Raw genomic sequence first — 15,048 nt, forward strand, 5'->3', positions numbered from 1 at the left:
ATTATTTCCCTAAATGGTTGATGGGCAAACTGATGTTAAAATGAATAATGGCCCTCTGTCATGAGCACAGAGAGCCACTAAAACTAAATATATTATTCTCCACTTAATTTAACTAAGATCTTAGATTGATTCTTATTATTTAACAATTCTTCAAAGCCTTTTGTCACAACATCTTCCAGTTCAATCTGATCTGTAATGACTGGGCTTGGGTCGATTTGACCACTTTCGATCATTTTAACAGTTGCTTCAAAAATATCTGGCTCATATGCAAGTGTAGATGAAATTCTTACACCACTTGCCGTGAGTAACATTGGATTGAAATCCATTTCTTTTTCAAAAATAGAGACGATAGTTACCATACCTCGAGCTCGTGTCACAGCAATGGCTTGATTCACAGTTACCGGAACACCTGCGACTTCAAAAGCTCTATCCACACCATCAGGATAATATTTTTTCACAAATTCTTCAGGGTCCTCATTGCCTGAGTTAACAACATAAGTTGCTCCAACTTCTTTAGCTTTTTCTAAGCGATTATCACTTAAATCAAAAACGATAATATCCTTAGCACCAGCTGCACGAGCTGCAATAACAGTTAACAACCCAATCGGTCCAGCCCCAAATACTGCAACAGAATCACTGAAATTCATTTCAGATTCTCTAATAGCTTGTAATGCAACAGCTGTAGGTTCTACAAGCGCTCCAATTTGTAATGATGTGTCATCTTGTAATTTGACTATATTTCGCTGATCAACAACTGTAAAGTCAGCAAATCCACCATCACTACCGAGACCAACAAAGGTAAATCCTTTGTACATGTCAACTAAAGGATTGTCATGAACCTTACCTGTAATTAGAGGATTGATAGTAACCTTATCTCCTACTTTAAGGCCATCTACCCCACTACCAACTTCTTCTATCACGCCAGAGAACTCATGTCCCATAGTCAATGGTGCTTGTCTTCCAGTTAATGGCGAGGCTTCATCTTTTGGAATGAAAATTGGACCTGCGTTGTATTCATGTAAATCACTTCCACAAATACCCGTCCATGCCACTCTAACCTTAACATCATTCTCTTTAACTTCTGGTATTTCAACATCTTCTACGCGAATGTCTTTTGCTTCGTAAAATACTGCCGCTCTCACTTGCAATCATCCTTTCAAATGTTGTTCTACTATTATTATCTCTTAAATACAAAATTTTTCAAATAATATCCATGATATTCATAAAAATTTTTAGATTATTATGACTTATATGTGAATCGTTAATTTTACTAAATGAAAGCATAAAAAATGGACACGCGTTTAGACACGTGTCCACTCTCTCCATCATTACTATGGAGTTATGTAACGGACAGCGAGACCATTATTTACATATTAGAGTAGTAGTGAAAGCCTGTAATATCAACACTTTTGCCGATATTACATATAGATAAAAACAGTCTAATTCAGACTAAAATGACACAGATTTCGACACAGATTTAAACTTTAAAATACTGTCATATCAGTGCTTTTAGACACTTTTTGTGTTATAATAAAGACAGCTAGACTAATCATCTAGCGAGTAGATTTATTGCCATAAAATCTACACTATAAATAGTATTTGTAACAAAAAATTTTCTGGTACGACTTGAGAAACTTGAACAGCGTCTGGAACTGTTCGCAAATTTTCTTTTACAGAATTATGTACATTGCGTAAATGTCAAATCGTATTTGTCATTAGAGTAGCTTAGGCTGCTCTTTTTTTGTACTCATATGTACAAATTACATAATAACACAAAATAAGCCCATACAGAGGTTTTAACAAGTTTAGGACTTATTCCCTTAGACACTTGCTAAATGGTTCTGTATGAGCGTGTATGGTGTTCACTTTTTACACATTCGCTTTACCGATGATGGTTATAGTGTAATTATCTTCATTATCATTAATTAGGCTTTCAATGTCGTATTCTCTATCCTTATAATTAATTTTCATACTCTCATTTAGACCTTTCATGTACCTAATTATAAACCGTGTTGTTATTTCATGACCTTCACTTTTAAAGACCTGCACCTCTTTGCCCTGCATCGTCTTTATGTCTGCCCATGGTCTTGCGACCACTTGCAAACTCGTACCAGGATAAGGACCTGGGTTTACTTGTTCCTCTACAATTTCAATTCTATGTTTAAATAAGAAACTCATTTTTATACCTCCTTTACATCGCTCTAAGAAATTCTTCATAGTGATCATATAGACCAACATAACTATCTAACAGGCTCGCTGTGCCATCAATTCGCATCTTAGGCGACTGGTTTTTAACAGGAACGATGTTGCCATTCCTATCTTGCTCTGTACCAGTATTGGTTAAGCACCATTTCAATATTGGGTGGTTATTGTAATTAATCTTTTTCGCTTTCAAGTCTGCACCTAAATTCTGCATCGGTAGCGATAAGGTTTTCGCACCTTGAATACATCTAATCATTTCAAAGCCATGCTGTTCCATTTCATCTACAAAATACCGTGCTGAATAGCTATCGTAATAGATCCATAGCGGTGTGATGCCATAGTCGTTTACTATTTCTAAAAACCATGCTGTGACATCACTGTAATTGATGGTATTACCGTTACACAGCCTTAGTAGGCCTTGTTCAAGCCATTTATCATAGGGTATCTTTTCAACTGTTACACGATACTCAAAACTATCTTTAGGTAGCCAATACATCTGATGCACATAACGTTTTTGAGTGTCCTTATCGACCATTAGGATAGTCGCACAAGTTAAATCAGTTGTGATGCTTAGGTCTACACCACCTATGGCATAGTAGCCCTTGAAATCATCAATATTAAACGTTTCTTCATTGTTTATATCATCAAACGTGAGCCATGCACTATGCACGGTTTCACGTATATTAAAGTCTTTCGTGAGTAGCCCCGTAAGTTCATTAGGATTATTCTTAGCCCGTTCTACCTTCCGCTCTATATCCTCCAATTTCTTCACAGAGCCTAGAGCTGGATTGGCTTTCTGCCACTTGTCAGAATCTAGCCATTCTTTCTTTTCGTCTAACTCATACATGACAGGTAAAAAGTTCTCATCAGTGAATGTGCCATCTACTACATTGCAAGCGTACTCATACATATCATCAAAGATAGTACCACGGATTGCCCCAGCGGTCGTTATCATAATCAATAACGGCTCTTGTCGTGCCGACTGCGACTGTTTCATAACTTCATAGAGGTTTCTATCCTGTATGGAATGAAGTTCGTCTATAACTGTTAAATGAGCGTTTAAACCGTCTAATGAGTTACTGTTTTTACCGAGTGCCATGAACTTGCTAAAGGTGTGAGCAAAATATAAATCACTCTTACGCTTTCTCACGTGCTTAGACAAGTACGGACTTTGTTTGACCATGTTATGTGCCTCATCAAATAAGATGTTGGCCTGATCACGTTTACTTGCGATGCTGTAGACTTCACTTCCGCCCTCTTTATCTGCAATGAGCATGTACAGAGCAATTCCAGCCAACATGGTAGATTTACCGTTCTTACGACCAACATAAAACATGCTTTCGGTGTATCTTCTGTAGCCTGTTTCTTTATCGACAAAGCCAAATAAAGCACTAATATAGGCTTTCTGAAACAATTCCAACTCTATAGGCTTGCCTGCCCACTGACCTTTAGAGTGCTTACAAAAACGCTCGATAAACTCTATCGGTCGTTGGGCTTTTTCTTCATCAAAGATATATTTGTCGTGATGCTTAATTTCACTGACCAACTTCTCATACTGTCGATACACTCGATTAGATACAACAATGCGACCTGCTTGCATCTCGTTAAAATATTCTTGAACGTAATTCATTCTAAAAAGTCTAACAGTTCATCTGTACTTGAAACTTCACTATCTGGCAGCAGGTCGATTAATTGTTTAAATAATAAGCTGTATTTTTGTATCGTAGTGTTATAGGCTTTTAATGCTGGGTGTTCTCTTAAAAATTCTTGTTGACCTTGCTTAAACATACTTACTGGGCCTTCTTCTTGCACCTGCTGTTTAAGCACCTTCAAAGTCTGCTGCATGAATAACAGTTCACTATAGAGATTGTTTGCTATCGGTTGTCTATCTTCTGGAACTTCCTTCAATATCGTTTTAAGTTTTCGCATATCGACAGAAGTTGCTTGTTTCTTCACTCTTGTTGACATTAAAACATCTTCCTTTCATTAATGTTAAGTTTTTCTTAACTCTCCCTTGCTTAAAAATACCCTATAGGGGTATAGATAACCCCCGCGCCGTCCCCCAAATGTCTAATAATTCACTTTATATGTGGGGGTACATTATTTTTTATAAGATTACCTTTACTATCAAAAGTTAGTCCATCAGAAACGATGCCACTGCTAAAGTGTTCTTGGTTATGGCAGGTGTGACATAGAGCCTCTAAGCGATCCCAGTTCAAACTGTACTCTGGTTGACTATACTTTTCTTCATCAAGCCATGTCTTATGGTGGCATATCGTTGCTAGACCGCCACAGCGTTCACAGATAAAGTGTTGCGACTGCATATAACCATCTCTGCACTTGATCCATGCCTTAGACTTGTAGAAACGCTTTGCACCTTCTCTATACTTTCGAGCCATGACCAATGACCGTTAGTGTTGTAAGTAAACTATCTATCGTGCGTTTCAGTCGCTCACTGTCTTGCGTCTGCGGGTCAAACCATAACTGTAGAATAAATTTAGCTGTGGTCTTTGCAAGTGGGTGCGTTTCAAATTCATTATTATCCCAGTTCGTACCTGTCGCAACTTCCATGTAAGAAGGAATGGAATCGAGTAAAGCCTCAATGATTTCATCATTATCATTGCTATCAACTCTTAACGTATCTCTTGCCTCTTGAATTGTCATCAACATTTACATCACTCCTTTATTTATTAAAGAAGGCTGCCGCATACACGACAGCCCGACATTAGCTTTTCTTTATACTTCTGGTGTTGCCTCTAGCTTGATAAATGCCTCATCTACTAAAGGTTTAGTATCTGCAATAGCCATCGCTCTGTAGTCCACTAGACCACTTCTGAATGAGCTTTCTCTTGATACTTCTAACATAAGGCCTTCTGGTAGGTTGTAAGCCATGTACTGGAAGTTACCTAAGATGATGACACCATCTGCGATATTGTCATCGACAATAACCTCTTTACCTAGAATGTGGCCGACACTCTCATTCTTAGGATCTTGAATGAATAGCGGTCGTTTGTTGCCATCGACTAGACCGTATACATTGTTGTATAGCGTTGAGTTTGACATTGCAAACTTAGCCCCAGCAGCGTAACCACGTTTTAATTGTGCTAACGCTTTTGTAAAGTCTGTGTAGTCGCCTGTAAGTGCTAGTGTGTTCGTATCGTTCCAAGTGATACCAGACACTAAGCCTGTGCCCTGTTCCTCGCCTGTACCGTTCACAAGTGCATCTGCGATAGTTTCCATGACCGCATTAGTAAGTTCATCAATGATATAGCTTTCAAATGCTTGAATAGACATTTTCTTAGCTGCTGCACTCATAGAGAACACTTTAATAATTTCATAGCCATCAAACTGAACGTAAGATACATTAGTTTGTTCGCTATCGACCTTAGCACCTTCTGTATGCCAAGCCGCCTTAGAAGTCGGTGTACCAATTGGGACACGTATCTTAGTTGGTAAATTGAAGTTACGTACATGAGTAATCAGTCCGCCCATCGTACGAGCCTTAGAAATGACCTCATTAAGTGTCTGTGTCGGTAGGACAGCCGCACTGTTTGTAGTTGTGTTAAAAGCATCTGCTCTACGCTCTGCACTTTGTAAGTCCATTGCTTTATTGAATGTGCGTTGTTCAACATCATTTAGGCTTTGGCCTAACATTTGCTTGAAGAAAGCTGAACGATACTCTTTAGATCCAAAAATGTTTTCTGTTGGTACTTCATCTTTTTTAGCAAATGATGCACCAGTGATTGGATTGAATGAACGTTCTTCTTGTTCTTTTTCTTGTAAATTAGATTTCGCTTGATTAAGTCCATCAATTTCAATGTTGATAGCTGTAATATCAGCGTTAGGGTCTGTATCAATGATCCCTTTAAGTTGTGCTGCTCGTTGTTCAATTTGCTCTAATGACTGGTTGCGATAGTGATTAAATGCCTCTTGTACTGTTTTAAATTTCATATTATATTATCCACCTTTATTTAATAGTTTTGTTTAATTCTGCTAGTGCATGTGTGAGTGCTGCAATTTCCCCAGAATTATATTTCTTATCACTGTTCTTAACTTTTCTGATAATAAGTTCTGCGACTGCATCACGTGCCTCATTAACTGGAACACGTATGTTTGGTAAGTCCATTGCTACACTTCCTTACTCAATATTTGATTAAGTTTAATGCATGCTTGCTTACGTTGCTCTTGTTCATACTCTGCCTCTTGCATCTGATTTCGTGCCTCAACAGAGGCCATTTCATAAGCAGGGAAATTCACGATAGAACACTCGTATAACTTATTAATCTTGCTGATCGTTCTAGTACGTTTTTCCACATCATATTGACTACCGTCAAGGTCTGTTGTGAAAGAGAAAGACATACCTGTCAAGTCGCCCCGTTTCACTGCCGTGTAAACAGAGCGTGCGGTTTCTGTGTTAGGTAACACTGCCCGCATATTCAAGCCTTTTTCATCAGTCCATAATTCCATTGTCTTAGGTGTCTTAGCCAAAGGAATACTATTAAAGTCATGATTGACCAATAAACGTGTGTCGGTTAAATCAACACCATCTAAGGCATTACGTTTAATGACTTCCGTGTAACTCCCTTTAGGATCATTTATATTCGTTGGTGTGTTGAATACTATTGGTGTACCTGTAATAACCATTTCTTCATTGTCATTCTGCTGGGCTCGTATCTCTATGTGTCGTGTTTCCTTCATCAGATTTATCCCCCTTTTGATATTCATCTGCTAGATCTGCATTGACCACATTTAAGGTCTGTAATCGTTTATGGCCATCTTCTACAGGTGGCATGTTCAATATTTCTAGTGCTTGATTAATCGTTAAGATGCCATACGGTACAAGCTCTTTGATAATATTCGTTTTACTTTCATTGCTCGCAAACTGTAGTCTGCTTGCCTCAAATACTATTGTGTTACCAAAAGCCTGTTCACGTTGTGTAAAGACTTTATCAGTCAACTCTAGTGACAACTGAATAGCTAAAGGCTCGATAACTGATTCGTAAAATGCACTCCACTGGTCCTCTGTATAAGTGCTATTGATGATGACCTCGCTAATACCGAGATAGTCATATACCTTACGTTTAACCGCCTCGATTTGTGCGTTGTCGATATTCATTTCTGAAAGTTGTAAAGGAATATAATCAGTCTTAGTGTCAAGTGCGGCAATACCGCCATTGTTACTCATATTCAGGTAGTCACGGGTAAATTCTTCTTTCGCTTTCCTAAGTTCTTCAGGTGCTAAAATCTTATTGTATTTCAATATGCCCCGTATCGTGGCACTACTCTTGATACTTTCACTCAAGCCTTCATTTTGCGTATGAGCCAATTCTAGGGCTGACATAATCGCTGTGTTGTTATCCCCTAGTAAGTCATTACTGTTGAAGTGTCGTCTTAGAACAAGCACCTCTGACATATGCAGCGTGACAGATTGGCCGCTGTTAAAAAGAAACTTCATATACATTTCGTTTGTCTGGTCTGTCACATATTCAATCTGATTTGCTGATAAAGGATAGATGCCAATGAGATTACCTCTATTGTCTTTTTCCAAGTATGCAAAGGCGTTGTTGTGCAAGTAATAATGTGTGACTAATTTATAAATTAAGTCGTATGCACTCATATATGGATTGGGTCGAGTGTTGAGCACTCTATTTAAATTTTGGTCGCCATCTGTACGCTGGTTACTGTCCTTTGAATATATAATGTGCTTACCTCTTAACTTCGCAGCGTTTCGTGCGATTGCATCTACTGCTGATCTATAAATATCATTTTCATAAGCATTACTATTGAATGGTGTGAAAGATGCTGTACCATTCGATAACATTTCTATGCGTTCGGTTTGTTGTTTTTGTAGTTTGTCTATGCCAAGTATCTTATCTAGCCATTTAGCCACTTTGTCACTCCTTTATTATCTAGTCCTATGAGTTGCTCTTATATTCAAGTCTATTATACCACATAGGGGTATATAAATCATTGTTGTTACGGGGTTTTAATCATTTGCTTCATTTGAAGCAAATGATACTTTACTTACTTTTCATTCTTCTTTTAATCTCATAAAGTTCATTAGCTATAGCTGTTAAAACTTCAATAAGTTCTTCTGCTTGTTGGTTTGTCATATTGTTAGACCTCCATATACTCTTGTTTTTTATTGCAGTATTTGAATAGACATTTATTATCTTCATCTATACAACTAATTTCTCCATCACTGGCAGTGTCTAAAAATATTACTGCACCATCTTCACATAATGCAGTGCCAATAATCGGCATGTAAAAATAGCCTTCTATTTCGTCATAATATCTAACGTATAAATTTTCTGGTGCTGGCATGATTTGCTTAATTCCACCTTGGTATATCATTTTTTTACTCCTTTTAGTGTTATTTTGGTGTTTTGGGTTTCAAGTATAAGGTAGATAAAACCCACCTTAATGCGTTGGGCCACAAGGGATAGAGGCTTAATGGGTTCTTGGGTTGCATCTTTTTCACATTACTAGAATATATATGTGTAGTGACTTACTAACGTACTAAACTATTTATATATCTAATTTCTAAAAAACTTGAAACCCTTAAACCCAAAATCTCTACAGCCTTACTCTTGCAAGGTGTTTGACTGGGTTGCATCTTTGTAAACTTGAAACCCACTTGAAACCCATGAAACCCACCTACGATATTTTTGTGAAAAAATGTCGCTTTTTCCTTTGGTCATATCCATCTGGTATCGCTAAATTAATATTGGCATTTTCAAAGTCCGATTTTTTAAAACGTTTCTGACCTTCGCCACTTTCCCACTCGCCCTGTACTTCTCTTTCAAAATCTGCGTAAAACTTTCGTCTAGTTTTGGGTTTGTAACCAGAGGAGAAACAAAAAGCCTCATAAGCATCAAACACTATATCCTTTGGCACTTCGTCAATATTCCAATTGTCGAACTCATTAACTTTAAATTCTTTCAATGGATCATTATCAATGTGATATTGTTCCTTTGCTGCTATTGATGCTTTAGGCTCTGAAAATCTTTCAAAGTCCAACTGCAAGGCCTTATACATCACATATTCCAAAACATCTTTACGTTTAATATAGTCATCTTTAATATCTCTATTTTTGTTACTACCAAGAAACCTATTCTCAAATGGCACGATGACCATTCTTCTAAAAATTGAGTCGTTTAAACTCCTAAATCTTGGCATTTTATTAGTAGATTGAATGACTGCACCATTAAAGTGTGTAGCGTATGGATCTTTATTTTTACGCTCTATAGTGATTAAATCGCCTGTAACTACACTCTTAAAGCGGCTGGCATCGTCAATAAAATAACCTTCTGGGTTGTCATCGCCAATTACAACCGTGCGACCTTCCAACGCCCCTAATGCAAATCTACTTTTCTCGCCATCAAATTCATTGATTTTTAATGATGCAACATTTTTCATGCCTATCATATTGATCAGTAGTTCTTGGAAAGTACCCTTACCATTAGAAGTTGTTTCGCCTACTAAGAATATGGCTTGCTCTCTACTGAAGTTACCATTTAAAGCATCTGCTATGACTTCCCACAGTAAGTTGATGATACCCTCATCATTGCAAGAAATAGAGCTTATGAAGTCGTCTACAGTCCAGCCATCAATATTAGGCGGTGTTGGATTGTCTATATAATTTGTATCTACTTTAGAAGTAAATACATAATTAGGACTAAATGGCTCTAATGTCTTAGTTCTAAGATTATAGACCCCATTATTCACTGCGATTAGATACCTATCCTTAGTTAGCTCTTTTATATCTGTCCTGTTTTTTAAATGGAATATGACAGCATCAGCGGCATGTTGTGCAAGCGTTGGCTCTAACCATGAAATGTGTTTATAAATCGTTAAGGTTTTTTGCGTATAGATCCCTTCTTCTGGTAAATACATGGCCAACTTTGCACCGTCTGCATCATCGAACATGCCAAACTCAATATATTCAATAAGAACCGTAGCCGTGTGCAAGGGGCTTAATTTACTAGGTGGCTCGCCTTTCTTTTCTTCTGCCTCATGTTGAGCTTTTAACTTTTCTAATTCTTCGTTTCTTCTTCGCATCAATTCAAATTTAAGATCATCGCCATATAACGTGCCCTTATCCTCATTGCTGCGATTAATTAACATGGTGTAGCTTTTAGGTGTTATATCTCTATTCTCTTTGCTTAGAACACTTTCTATAGTGCCTTGTAAATGTCGTTTATCTTCTTCATCGTCATAAGGTACATCGCACATATATTTAGCCAAAGTTTGGCCTATCGCTGTTACCATTCGGCGACGTTCATCGCCTTCAAAGAAATTCTTAACTTCAAATAGCCAGCGATTAAAATTGTCGTTTCTAGATCCATCTAAGATTGGAAATTTAGGTAAAAACTTAATGTTATCGTTGTATTGTTTCATTGCTTTTATGAACGGTGGTACTTCAGACAATTCTTTATCTGACTTATGAACAAAATATCTATTGTCTGTATTTTCAGTAGGATAGACAATATAACCTTTATCCTTAACACGGTAATCAGTAATGACCCCTAAAGGTGTTACATTTTTGGCACTGTTATTTAAACCCTCTGTATGTTTAAAAATAAATTGATACCCGTTAGGTGTTTCAATAGCATGAAAAAAATAATTTTCAGATTTTAACAAATTAAGTAGTAACTTACCTACTTGATGGCCGTCTTGAATAATTTCCCCTGTTTTCTTGTTTACTATCTGATCTATATCCACAACAGTAGTACGTTTAATGGCTAAACCTAACCAATTCTTGTTGTCGATTAATCTTTCATATTCTTCATCAGTGACACCTTTATGTTTCGGCCATTCTTTTACCGCTGGTGTCTTAGCTTTTTGATAATCTGAATTATTGTTGTATCCCTTTAACGGGAATAAAATTTCTTCTTCCTTAATTAAATTAATCAATTGATCCTCCTCCCTACAGCTTGTACGATTAAAATCCTTTTGGTTTATGTGCATATCCTTGTATCAAATAACGTTCAGTTGTATAATATAGATATATATTCTTATCTATTCAGGCTTGTGCTGTTCGGTCAAAACAGCACTTTTTTATGCCTGCATAACATTGCTTAGGTAACCAGATATAACTATCAAGATGCCGCCTAAGAAAAACATACTGAATACAAAACCTGCGATTATCCACAAAGTGATAAAAACAATCATTACTCCAACGAGATACACAAACTCTGGTATCAACGATTTAATTAGATCCATTTTCTGTTTCCTCCTCGTTTGATAAGTCGTAAAGGTAAACTGCCACATCTTCCAACTGATCTACTAAGTCTTGGTTCAATTCGTACATATTCTCTAGTGCTCTTTCTAAATACATGTAACTGGTCAATACTTCATCAACTTTAAGATTTTTCACATTTGGTACAGTGTTCAAATAATCATTCTCTAAAACTAATATTTTCTTTACCGCCATGGCTTTTTGTGCCATCTTTAGAGTTTGTCCTTTGTTCATTTACAACGCCTCCACAGTATTTTTAAAGTTATCGAAATCTTCCATAGTCGGTGTTTCTTTATTCATCAATGCAGTAAGCTCATACATGGCACTCACAAGGCTTGCATCAGGTTTATTGATAGTAGTTGCAATAATGTGCAGTTGCTCAATGTGACCGATTAAATGAGCGTTACCACTCGTAACATCTTCCATTTCTTCTGCTGGTACTGAAAAAACATCAGTTGTAATATATTCTTCTAAAAGATACAGAAAAAATTCATCTTTAAATTCGTTTTTCATTTCTTCTATAAGCTCTGATTGCGTTTTATTCATATCGACCATGTATAACAATCTTTCTGTATGGTCAATGCTTGCAATACTATATTTGCGTTGATTGCCTTGTTTATCGTTTATATCTACAGCAGTAAAAAGGTGGCCTTTAAATACATTAAATTTCATATCAAAAGGATCTTCACTTAAATTAAATGTAACTGTCTGCTTACCTTTTAAAATGCTGTATATGCCTACGAAATTTCTAACAAGTGACAATGTTCTACTCTTAAAGGCTGTGCTGTCGAAAGTATGCGTTTTTGTCATTTCAGTTCCTCCAATTATTAATAATTTCCGACTTTCATATTCTTCTCTAGCCAATCCAACGCCCCAGCAACTTCAATATAAAATTTTCTTGACTGGTCAAACCGTCTGATATTCTTTTGAAAGTCTTTGTTAGGTAATACTTTTGTTCTTAAATCAAACTCCGATAACCCTGTGTTTTCTTTAAATTCTTGAGTAGTCCAAAAGCCTAAATATTCCTGCTTGTCCTGCTTGGCCATAGCTTTACTGATCGCATCTTCAATAAATTCTCTAAGTAAATCTTCATTGAACATTGGTTACACCTCCTTATAATTAAAAAGTTCAGTAACATCTTTTTCTAATGCTGTAGCAATCTTAAAAGCGGTTTGAGTTGTAGTTTTCCTATCATAAACAATGACATTTCTAACCGTAGAATAAGAAACGCCAGATACATGGGATAGGTGTTTCAAAGAATAACCCTTTGTAAGTAGCAGCATCTTTAATAGATCTGGCTTACCTTGTATCAACATTTTTACGCCCCCTTATTATTCACTATAACCAATATATTAATTATATCGATTTATAAGTTGATTGTAATGCCTAGATTAGTAAAAGTCAATACAAATAACCAACTCACTGTTTACAACGACTAATATGTGATAGAATATGAATGAAAAGGAGTGTGTATTATGAACGTTGTTTATTCTAATTTAAGGGTAATAATGGCTGAAAGAGCTGTGACCATTAAGGATATAAATCAAGAAACAAGTCTATCTAGGACTACCATCTCTAACTTGATACACAATAATGCTAACGGTGTTCAGTTCGATACACTTAGACAATTATGTAAATTTCTGAATTGTGAAGTCGGGGATATAATAAAAAATTCTGAACTCATAGTAGAAAAATTCATGTTAGAAAAAAGTGATTTAGGTATTCCTACTCAAAACCATGAAAAAACTGAATGGTATAAAGAACAAGATTTTAAACTTGAAGTTCATTTAAATAACAATGAGCGTAACTTAATGACAGCTGGAATGGTAAAAGTACAAGAAGGCTTTCATGACAAAGAAAAGAATAATATTATATTGGGTGTCTTTTTCGAGGATAGATTACAAAAAAGTATTTCTAGAAATTTTGGAAATTCAGTAATAACAGAAGGTTTTTTAGAAGAAATTATGAGAAACATACTAGATGAGATAGGGAAATACGGTTTTGAACAAGATAACGTTGTGGTAACTTATTCCCCTATTATGTTTAATGAGTGATACCAATGACTAACATAACCATCACTGAAAGAAAAGATGTCAAAAATAAAGAAAATCGTTTCGCTTATAGTTTCCATTACAATAACAAGCGTTATCGTAAGTCTGGCTTTAGAACAAAAACTATCGCAAGGGAACAGGCCAGACAGCACCTAGAGGAATTGGAAAGTGGAATTAATTTAGAGGATAAAGATAAAGCGTTTAAAGACTATTATATGGATTGGGTAATAGCTAAGAAAAAGGACAAAATAACTAAGGGGCAGTATTACTGGTACATACGTTCAATAGATCTATTTGTTGAGTTCTTTGGGGAAGATAAAAAAACTAAGGATATTACCGATATAGATTACCAATCATTCATAAATTGGTATGGTAAGGGTCGTACTAAGTCCAGCTTGCACAAAGTGAATGTATGCCTATCACAAGCAATTAAACGGGCTCACAGCCAAGGTATATTGAAAATAAACCCTGTGCATGATGTGGACTTGAATTATACCGTTGAGAAACAAGAGGAACAGGCCAAGTTTTTATCTATCAAGAAATATCTTGACTTGATAGAATACTTTAGAAGTCGTGAGGAACGTTCTTATTTGCTATTGTTCATATTGGCCATTACAGGCGGAAGATTTTCAGAGGTCAATAAATTAGAAATGAAGGACTTAAAAGAAGATGCTATACATTTAAGAGGTACTAAGACAGAAACAAGTGATAGAGTTGTTGAGATCAGTAAAAAAGATATGGTACATATTAAACAAACTTTAGAGCAATTACCTAAAAAGAAAAATGGTAAGCTCTTTGATATTTCGCACAACGCTTGTATTAAATCATTTAAATTATCTATGGATAAATTAGATATTAATTTAGATCGTACACCCTACTCACTTAGACACACACATTGTAGCTATTTAATTTCTAAGGATATACCAATAGAATACATATCAAAACGCTTAGGCCACTCTAGCATCAGAATGACTTTAGATGTGTATTCACATTTACTTGATGAACATAGAGAAGAACAAGCAAATAAAGTTAGAAATTTATTCTCATAATAAAATCAATTCGACACAGATTCGGCACAGATAAAAATAAAACCCCGTAGACATAGGGCTTACGGGGTAAATTCAACGGACAGAGAGGGATTTGAACCCTCGAAACGGGGTTGCCGTTTACACGCGTTCCAGGCGTGCGCCTTCAGCCACTCGGCCAGCTGTCCAAAATAAAAAACAGAAGTGCGATTACACTTCTGAATATGACCCGTACGGGACTCGAACCCGTGTTACCGCCGTGAAAGGGCGGTGTCTTAACCGCTTGACCAACGGGCCATAACAAAAAAATGGCTCCACAGGTAGGACTCGAACCTACGACCGATCGGTTAACAGCCGATAGCTCTACCACTGAGCTACTGTGGAATAAAAGAGCGGGTAGACGGGATCGAACCGACAACATCAGCTTGGAAGGCTGAGGTTATACCATTTAACTATACCCGCATTAAAATGGTTCAGGACGGAATCGAACCGCCGACACTGTGAGCTTCAATCACATGCTCTACCAACT

At 36.6% G+C, this 15,048-nt stretch carries 19 protein-coding genes and 4 tRNA genes; 2 read left to right on the top strand and 21 right to left on the bottom strand.

Annotated features, from left to right (window positions below; all coding sequences use genetic code 11):
- Window positions 1–92: 92 nt before the first annotated feature.
- The 17 genes from EYB29_RS05865 to EYB29_RS05945 all read right to left on the bottom strand — a co-directional run bounded on the left by EYB29_RS05865 (window position 93) and on the right by EYB29_RS05945 (window position 12,759).
- Complete coding sequence (locus EYB29_RS05865; protein WP_026866645.1) at window positions 93–1,142, bottom strand: 2,3-butanediol dehydrogenase; 1,050 nt, start codon at window positions 1,140–1,142, stop codon at window positions 93–95.
- Between the two features lie 727 nt (window positions 1,143–1,869).
- The gene (locus EYB29_RS05870; RefSeq protein ID WP_166626816.1) at window positions 1,870–2,178 is read right to left on the bottom strand and encodes a phage head closure protein; all 309 of its coding nucleotides are present in this window, start codon (window positions 2,176–2,178) and stop codon (window positions 1,870–1,872) included.
- Between the two features lie 13 nt (window positions 2,179–2,191).
- On the bottom strand, window positions 2,192–3,832 hold the full coding sequence (locus tag EYB29_RS05875) for a terminase large subunit (protein WP_166626817.1): 1,641 nt from the start codon (window positions 3,830–3,832) through the stop codon (window positions 2,192–2,194).
- Window positions 3,829–4,158, bottom strand: a complete 330-nt coding sequence (locus EYB29_RS05880) for a hypothetical protein (RefSeq protein WP_240921834.1) — start codon at window positions 4,156–4,158, stop codon at window positions 3,829–3,831. Before EYB29_RS05880 ends, EYB29_RS05875 begins: the two co-directional genes overlap by 4 nt.
- A gap of 122 nt (window positions 4,159–4,280) precedes the next feature.
- Window positions 4,281–4,601, bottom strand: a complete 321-nt coding sequence (locus EYB29_RS05885) for an HNH endonuclease (protein ID WP_166626819.1) — start codon at window positions 4,599–4,601, stop codon at window positions 4,281–4,283.
- Window positions 4,585–4,872, bottom strand: a complete 288-nt coding sequence (locus EYB29_RS05890; RefSeq protein WP_166626820.1) for a head-tail connector protein — start codon at window positions 4,870–4,872, stop codon at window positions 4,585–4,587. The genes EYB29_RS05885 and EYB29_RS05890 overlap by 17 nt, the downstream gene beginning before the upstream one ends.
- 66 nt (window positions 4,873–4,938) lie before the next feature.
- Window positions 4,939–6,153 carry a phage major capsid protein gene (locus EYB29_RS05895; protein WP_166626821.1) on the bottom strand — a complete coding sequence of 405 codons (1,215 nt, stop codon included), beginning with the start codon at window positions 6,151–6,153 and terminating at the stop codon, window positions 4,939–4,941.
- A gap of 16 nt (window positions 6,154–6,169) precedes the next feature.
- On the bottom strand, window positions 6,170–6,328 hold the full coding sequence (locus EYB29_RS05900; protein WP_166626822.1) for a hypothetical protein: 159 nt from the start codon (window positions 6,326–6,328) through the stop codon (window positions 6,170–6,172).
- Between the two features lie 2 nt (window positions 6,329–6,330).
- Entirely contained in the window at window positions 6,331–6,900 is a 570-nt protein-coding gene (locus EYB29_RS05905) for an HK97 family phage prohead protease (protein WP_166626823.1), read from the bottom strand.
- Window positions 6,857–8,092, bottom strand: coding sequence for a phage portal protein (locus EYB29_RS05910; RefSeq protein WP_166626824.1), 1,236 nt, complete (start codon window positions 8,090–8,092; stop codon window positions 6,857–6,859). Before EYB29_RS05910 ends, EYB29_RS05905 begins: the two co-directional genes overlap by 44 nt.
- A 227-nt stretch (window positions 8,093–8,319) precedes the next feature.
- A complete protein-coding gene (locus EYB29_RS05915; RefSeq protein ID WP_166626825.1) occupies window positions 8,320–8,556 on the bottom strand; it encodes a hypothetical protein in 237 nt (78 codons plus the stop codon).
- 303 nt (window positions 8,557–8,859) lie between these two features.
- The gene (locus tag EYB29_RS05920) at window positions 8,860–11,172 is read right to left on the bottom strand and encodes a phage/plasmid primase, P4 family (protein ID WP_166626826.1); all 2,313 of its coding nucleotides are present in this window, start codon (window positions 11,170–11,172) and stop codon (window positions 8,860–8,862) included.
- Between the two features lie 90 nt (window positions 11,173–11,262).
- Window positions 11,263–11,427, bottom strand: coding sequence for a hypothetical protein (locus tag EYB29_RS05925; RefSeq protein WP_166626827.1), 165 nt, complete (start codon window positions 11,425–11,427; stop codon window positions 11,263–11,265).
- Entirely contained in the window at window positions 11,414–11,677 is a 264-nt protein-coding gene (locus EYB29_RS05930) for a hypothetical protein (RefSeq protein WP_166626828.1), read from the bottom strand. The genes EYB29_RS05925 and EYB29_RS05930 overlap by 14 nt, the downstream gene beginning before the upstream one ends.
- Complete coding sequence (locus EYB29_RS05935; RefSeq protein WP_166626829.1) at window positions 11,678–12,253, bottom strand: hypothetical protein; 576 nt, start codon at window positions 12,251–12,253, stop codon at window positions 11,678–11,680.
- 17 nt (window positions 12,254–12,270) lie between these two features.
- Window positions 12,271–12,543 (bottom strand): hypothetical protein, encoded by a 273-nt coding sequence (locus EYB29_RS05940; RefSeq protein WP_166626830.1) that lies wholly within the window; start codon window positions 12,541–12,543, stop codon window positions 12,271–12,273.
- 3 nt (window positions 12,544–12,546) lie between these two features.
- A complete protein-coding gene (locus EYB29_RS05945; RefSeq protein WP_166626831.1) occupies window positions 12,547–12,759 on the bottom strand; it encodes a helix-turn-helix domain-containing protein in 213 nt (70 codons plus the stop codon).
- Between the two features lie 159 nt (window positions 12,760–12,918).
- On the opposite strand from EYB29_RS05945, the gene EYB29_RS05950 reads away from it, so the two are divergent.
- Together EYB29_RS05950 and EYB29_RS05955 are read left to right on the top strand one after the other, a co-directional pair.
- Window positions 12,919–13,497, top strand: coding sequence for a helix-turn-helix domain-containing protein (locus EYB29_RS05950; protein ID WP_166626832.1), 579 nt, complete (start codon window positions 12,919–12,921; stop codon window positions 13,495–13,497).
- 5 nt (window positions 13,498–13,502) lie between these two features.
- Window positions 13,503–14,543, top strand: a complete 1,041-nt coding sequence (locus EYB29_RS05955; RefSeq protein ID WP_166626833.1) for a tyrosine-type recombinase/integrase — start codon at window positions 13,503–13,505, stop codon at window positions 14,541–14,543.
- A 76-nt stretch (window positions 14,544–14,619) separates the two neighbouring features.
- Here EYB29_RS05955 and EYB29_RS05960 read toward each other — a convergent pair.
- The 4 genes from EYB29_RS05960 to EYB29_RS05975 all read right to left on the bottom strand — a co-directional run bounded on the left by EYB29_RS05960 (window position 14,620) and on the right by EYB29_RS05975 (window position 14,981).
- A tRNA-Ser gene (locus EYB29_RS05960) sits at window positions 14,620–14,707 on the bottom strand.
- A gap of 37 nt (window positions 14,708–14,744) precedes the next feature.
- A tRNA-Glu gene (locus tag EYB29_RS05965) sits at window positions 14,745–14,816 on the bottom strand.
- A gap of 12 nt (window positions 14,817–14,828) precedes the next feature.
- Window positions 14,829–14,903, bottom strand: a tRNA-Asn gene (locus EYB29_RS05970).
- 7 nt (window positions 14,904–14,910) lie between these two features.
- Window positions 14,911–14,981, bottom strand: a tRNA-Gly gene (locus EYB29_RS05975).
- Window positions 14,982–15,048 lie beyond the last annotated feature (67 nt).

The sequence above is a fragment of the Jeotgalicoccus sp. S0W5 genome, assembly GCF_011634875.1.
Taxonomy (GTDB): domain Bacteria; phylum Bacillota; class Bacilli; order Staphylococcales; family Salinicoccaceae; genus Jeotgalicoccus; species Jeotgalicoccus marinus.

What these genes read in the sequence shown, in the direction of transcription:
- EYB29_RS05870 (WP_166626816.1), bottom strand. Translation starts at nt 2,178, where the DNA reads ATGAGTTTCTTATTTAAACATAGAATTGAAATTGTAGAGGAACAAGTA.
- EYB29_RS05875 (WP_166626817.1), bottom strand. Translation starts at nt 3,832, where the DNA reads ATGAATTACGTTCAAGAATATTTTAACGAGATGCAAGCAGGTCGCATT.
- EYB29_RS05885 (WP_166626819.1), bottom strand. Translation starts at nt 4,601, where the DNA reads ATGGCTCGAAAGTATAGAGAAGGTGCAAAGCGTTTCTACAAGTCTAAG.
- EYB29_RS05890 (WP_166626820.1), bottom strand. Translation starts at nt 4,872, where the DNA reads ATGTTGATGACAATTCAAGAGGCAAGAGATACGTTAAGAGTTGATAGC.
- EYB29_RS05895 (WP_166626821.1), bottom strand. Translation starts at nt 6,153, where the DNA reads ATGAAATTTAAAACAGTACAAGAGGCATTTAATCACTATCGCAACCAG.
- EYB29_RS05900 (WP_166626822.1), bottom strand. Translation starts at nt 6,328, where the DNA reads ATGGACTTACCAAACATACGTGTTCCAGTTAATGAGGCACGTGATGCA.
- EYB29_RS05905 (WP_166626823.1), bottom strand. Translation starts at nt 6,900, where the DNA reads ATGAAGGAAACACGACACATAGAGATACGAGCCCAGCAGAATGACAAT.
- EYB29_RS05915 (WP_166626825.1), bottom strand. Translation starts at nt 8,556, where the DNA reads ATGATATACCAAGGTGGAATTAAGCAAATCATGCCAGCACCAGAAAAT.
- EYB29_RS05920 (WP_166626826.1), bottom strand. Translation starts at nt 11,172, where the DNA reads ATGCACATAAACCAAAAGGATTTTAATCGTACAAGCTGTAGGGAGGAG.
- EYB29_RS05925 (WP_166626827.1), bottom strand. Translation starts at nt 11,427, where the DNA reads ATGGATCTAATTAAATCGTTGATACCAGAGTTTGTGTATCTCGTTGGA.
- EYB29_RS05930 (WP_166626828.1), bottom strand. Translation starts at nt 11,677, where the DNA reads ATGAACAAAGGACAAACTCTAAAGATGGCACAAAAAGCCATGGCGGTA.
- EYB29_RS05935 (WP_166626829.1), bottom strand. Translation starts at nt 12,253, where the DNA reads ATGACAAAAACGCATACTTTCGACAGCACAGCCTTTAAGAGTAGAACA.
- EYB29_RS05940 (WP_166626830.1), bottom strand. Translation starts at nt 12,543, where the DNA reads ATGTTCAATGAAGATTTACTTAGAGAATTTATTGAAGATGCGATCAGT.
- EYB29_RS05945 (WP_166626831.1), bottom strand. Translation starts at nt 12,759, where the DNA reads ATGTTGATACAAGGTAAGCCAGATCTATTAAAGATGCTGCTACTTACA.
- EYB29_RS05950 (WP_166626832.1), top strand. Translation starts at nt 12,919, where the DNA reads ATGAACGTTGTTTATTCTAATTTAAGGGTAATAATGGCTGAAAGAGCT.
- EYB29_RS05955 (WP_166626833.1), top strand. Translation starts at nt 13,503, where the DNA reads ATGACTAACATAACCATCACTGAAAGAAAAGATGTCAAAAATAAAGAA.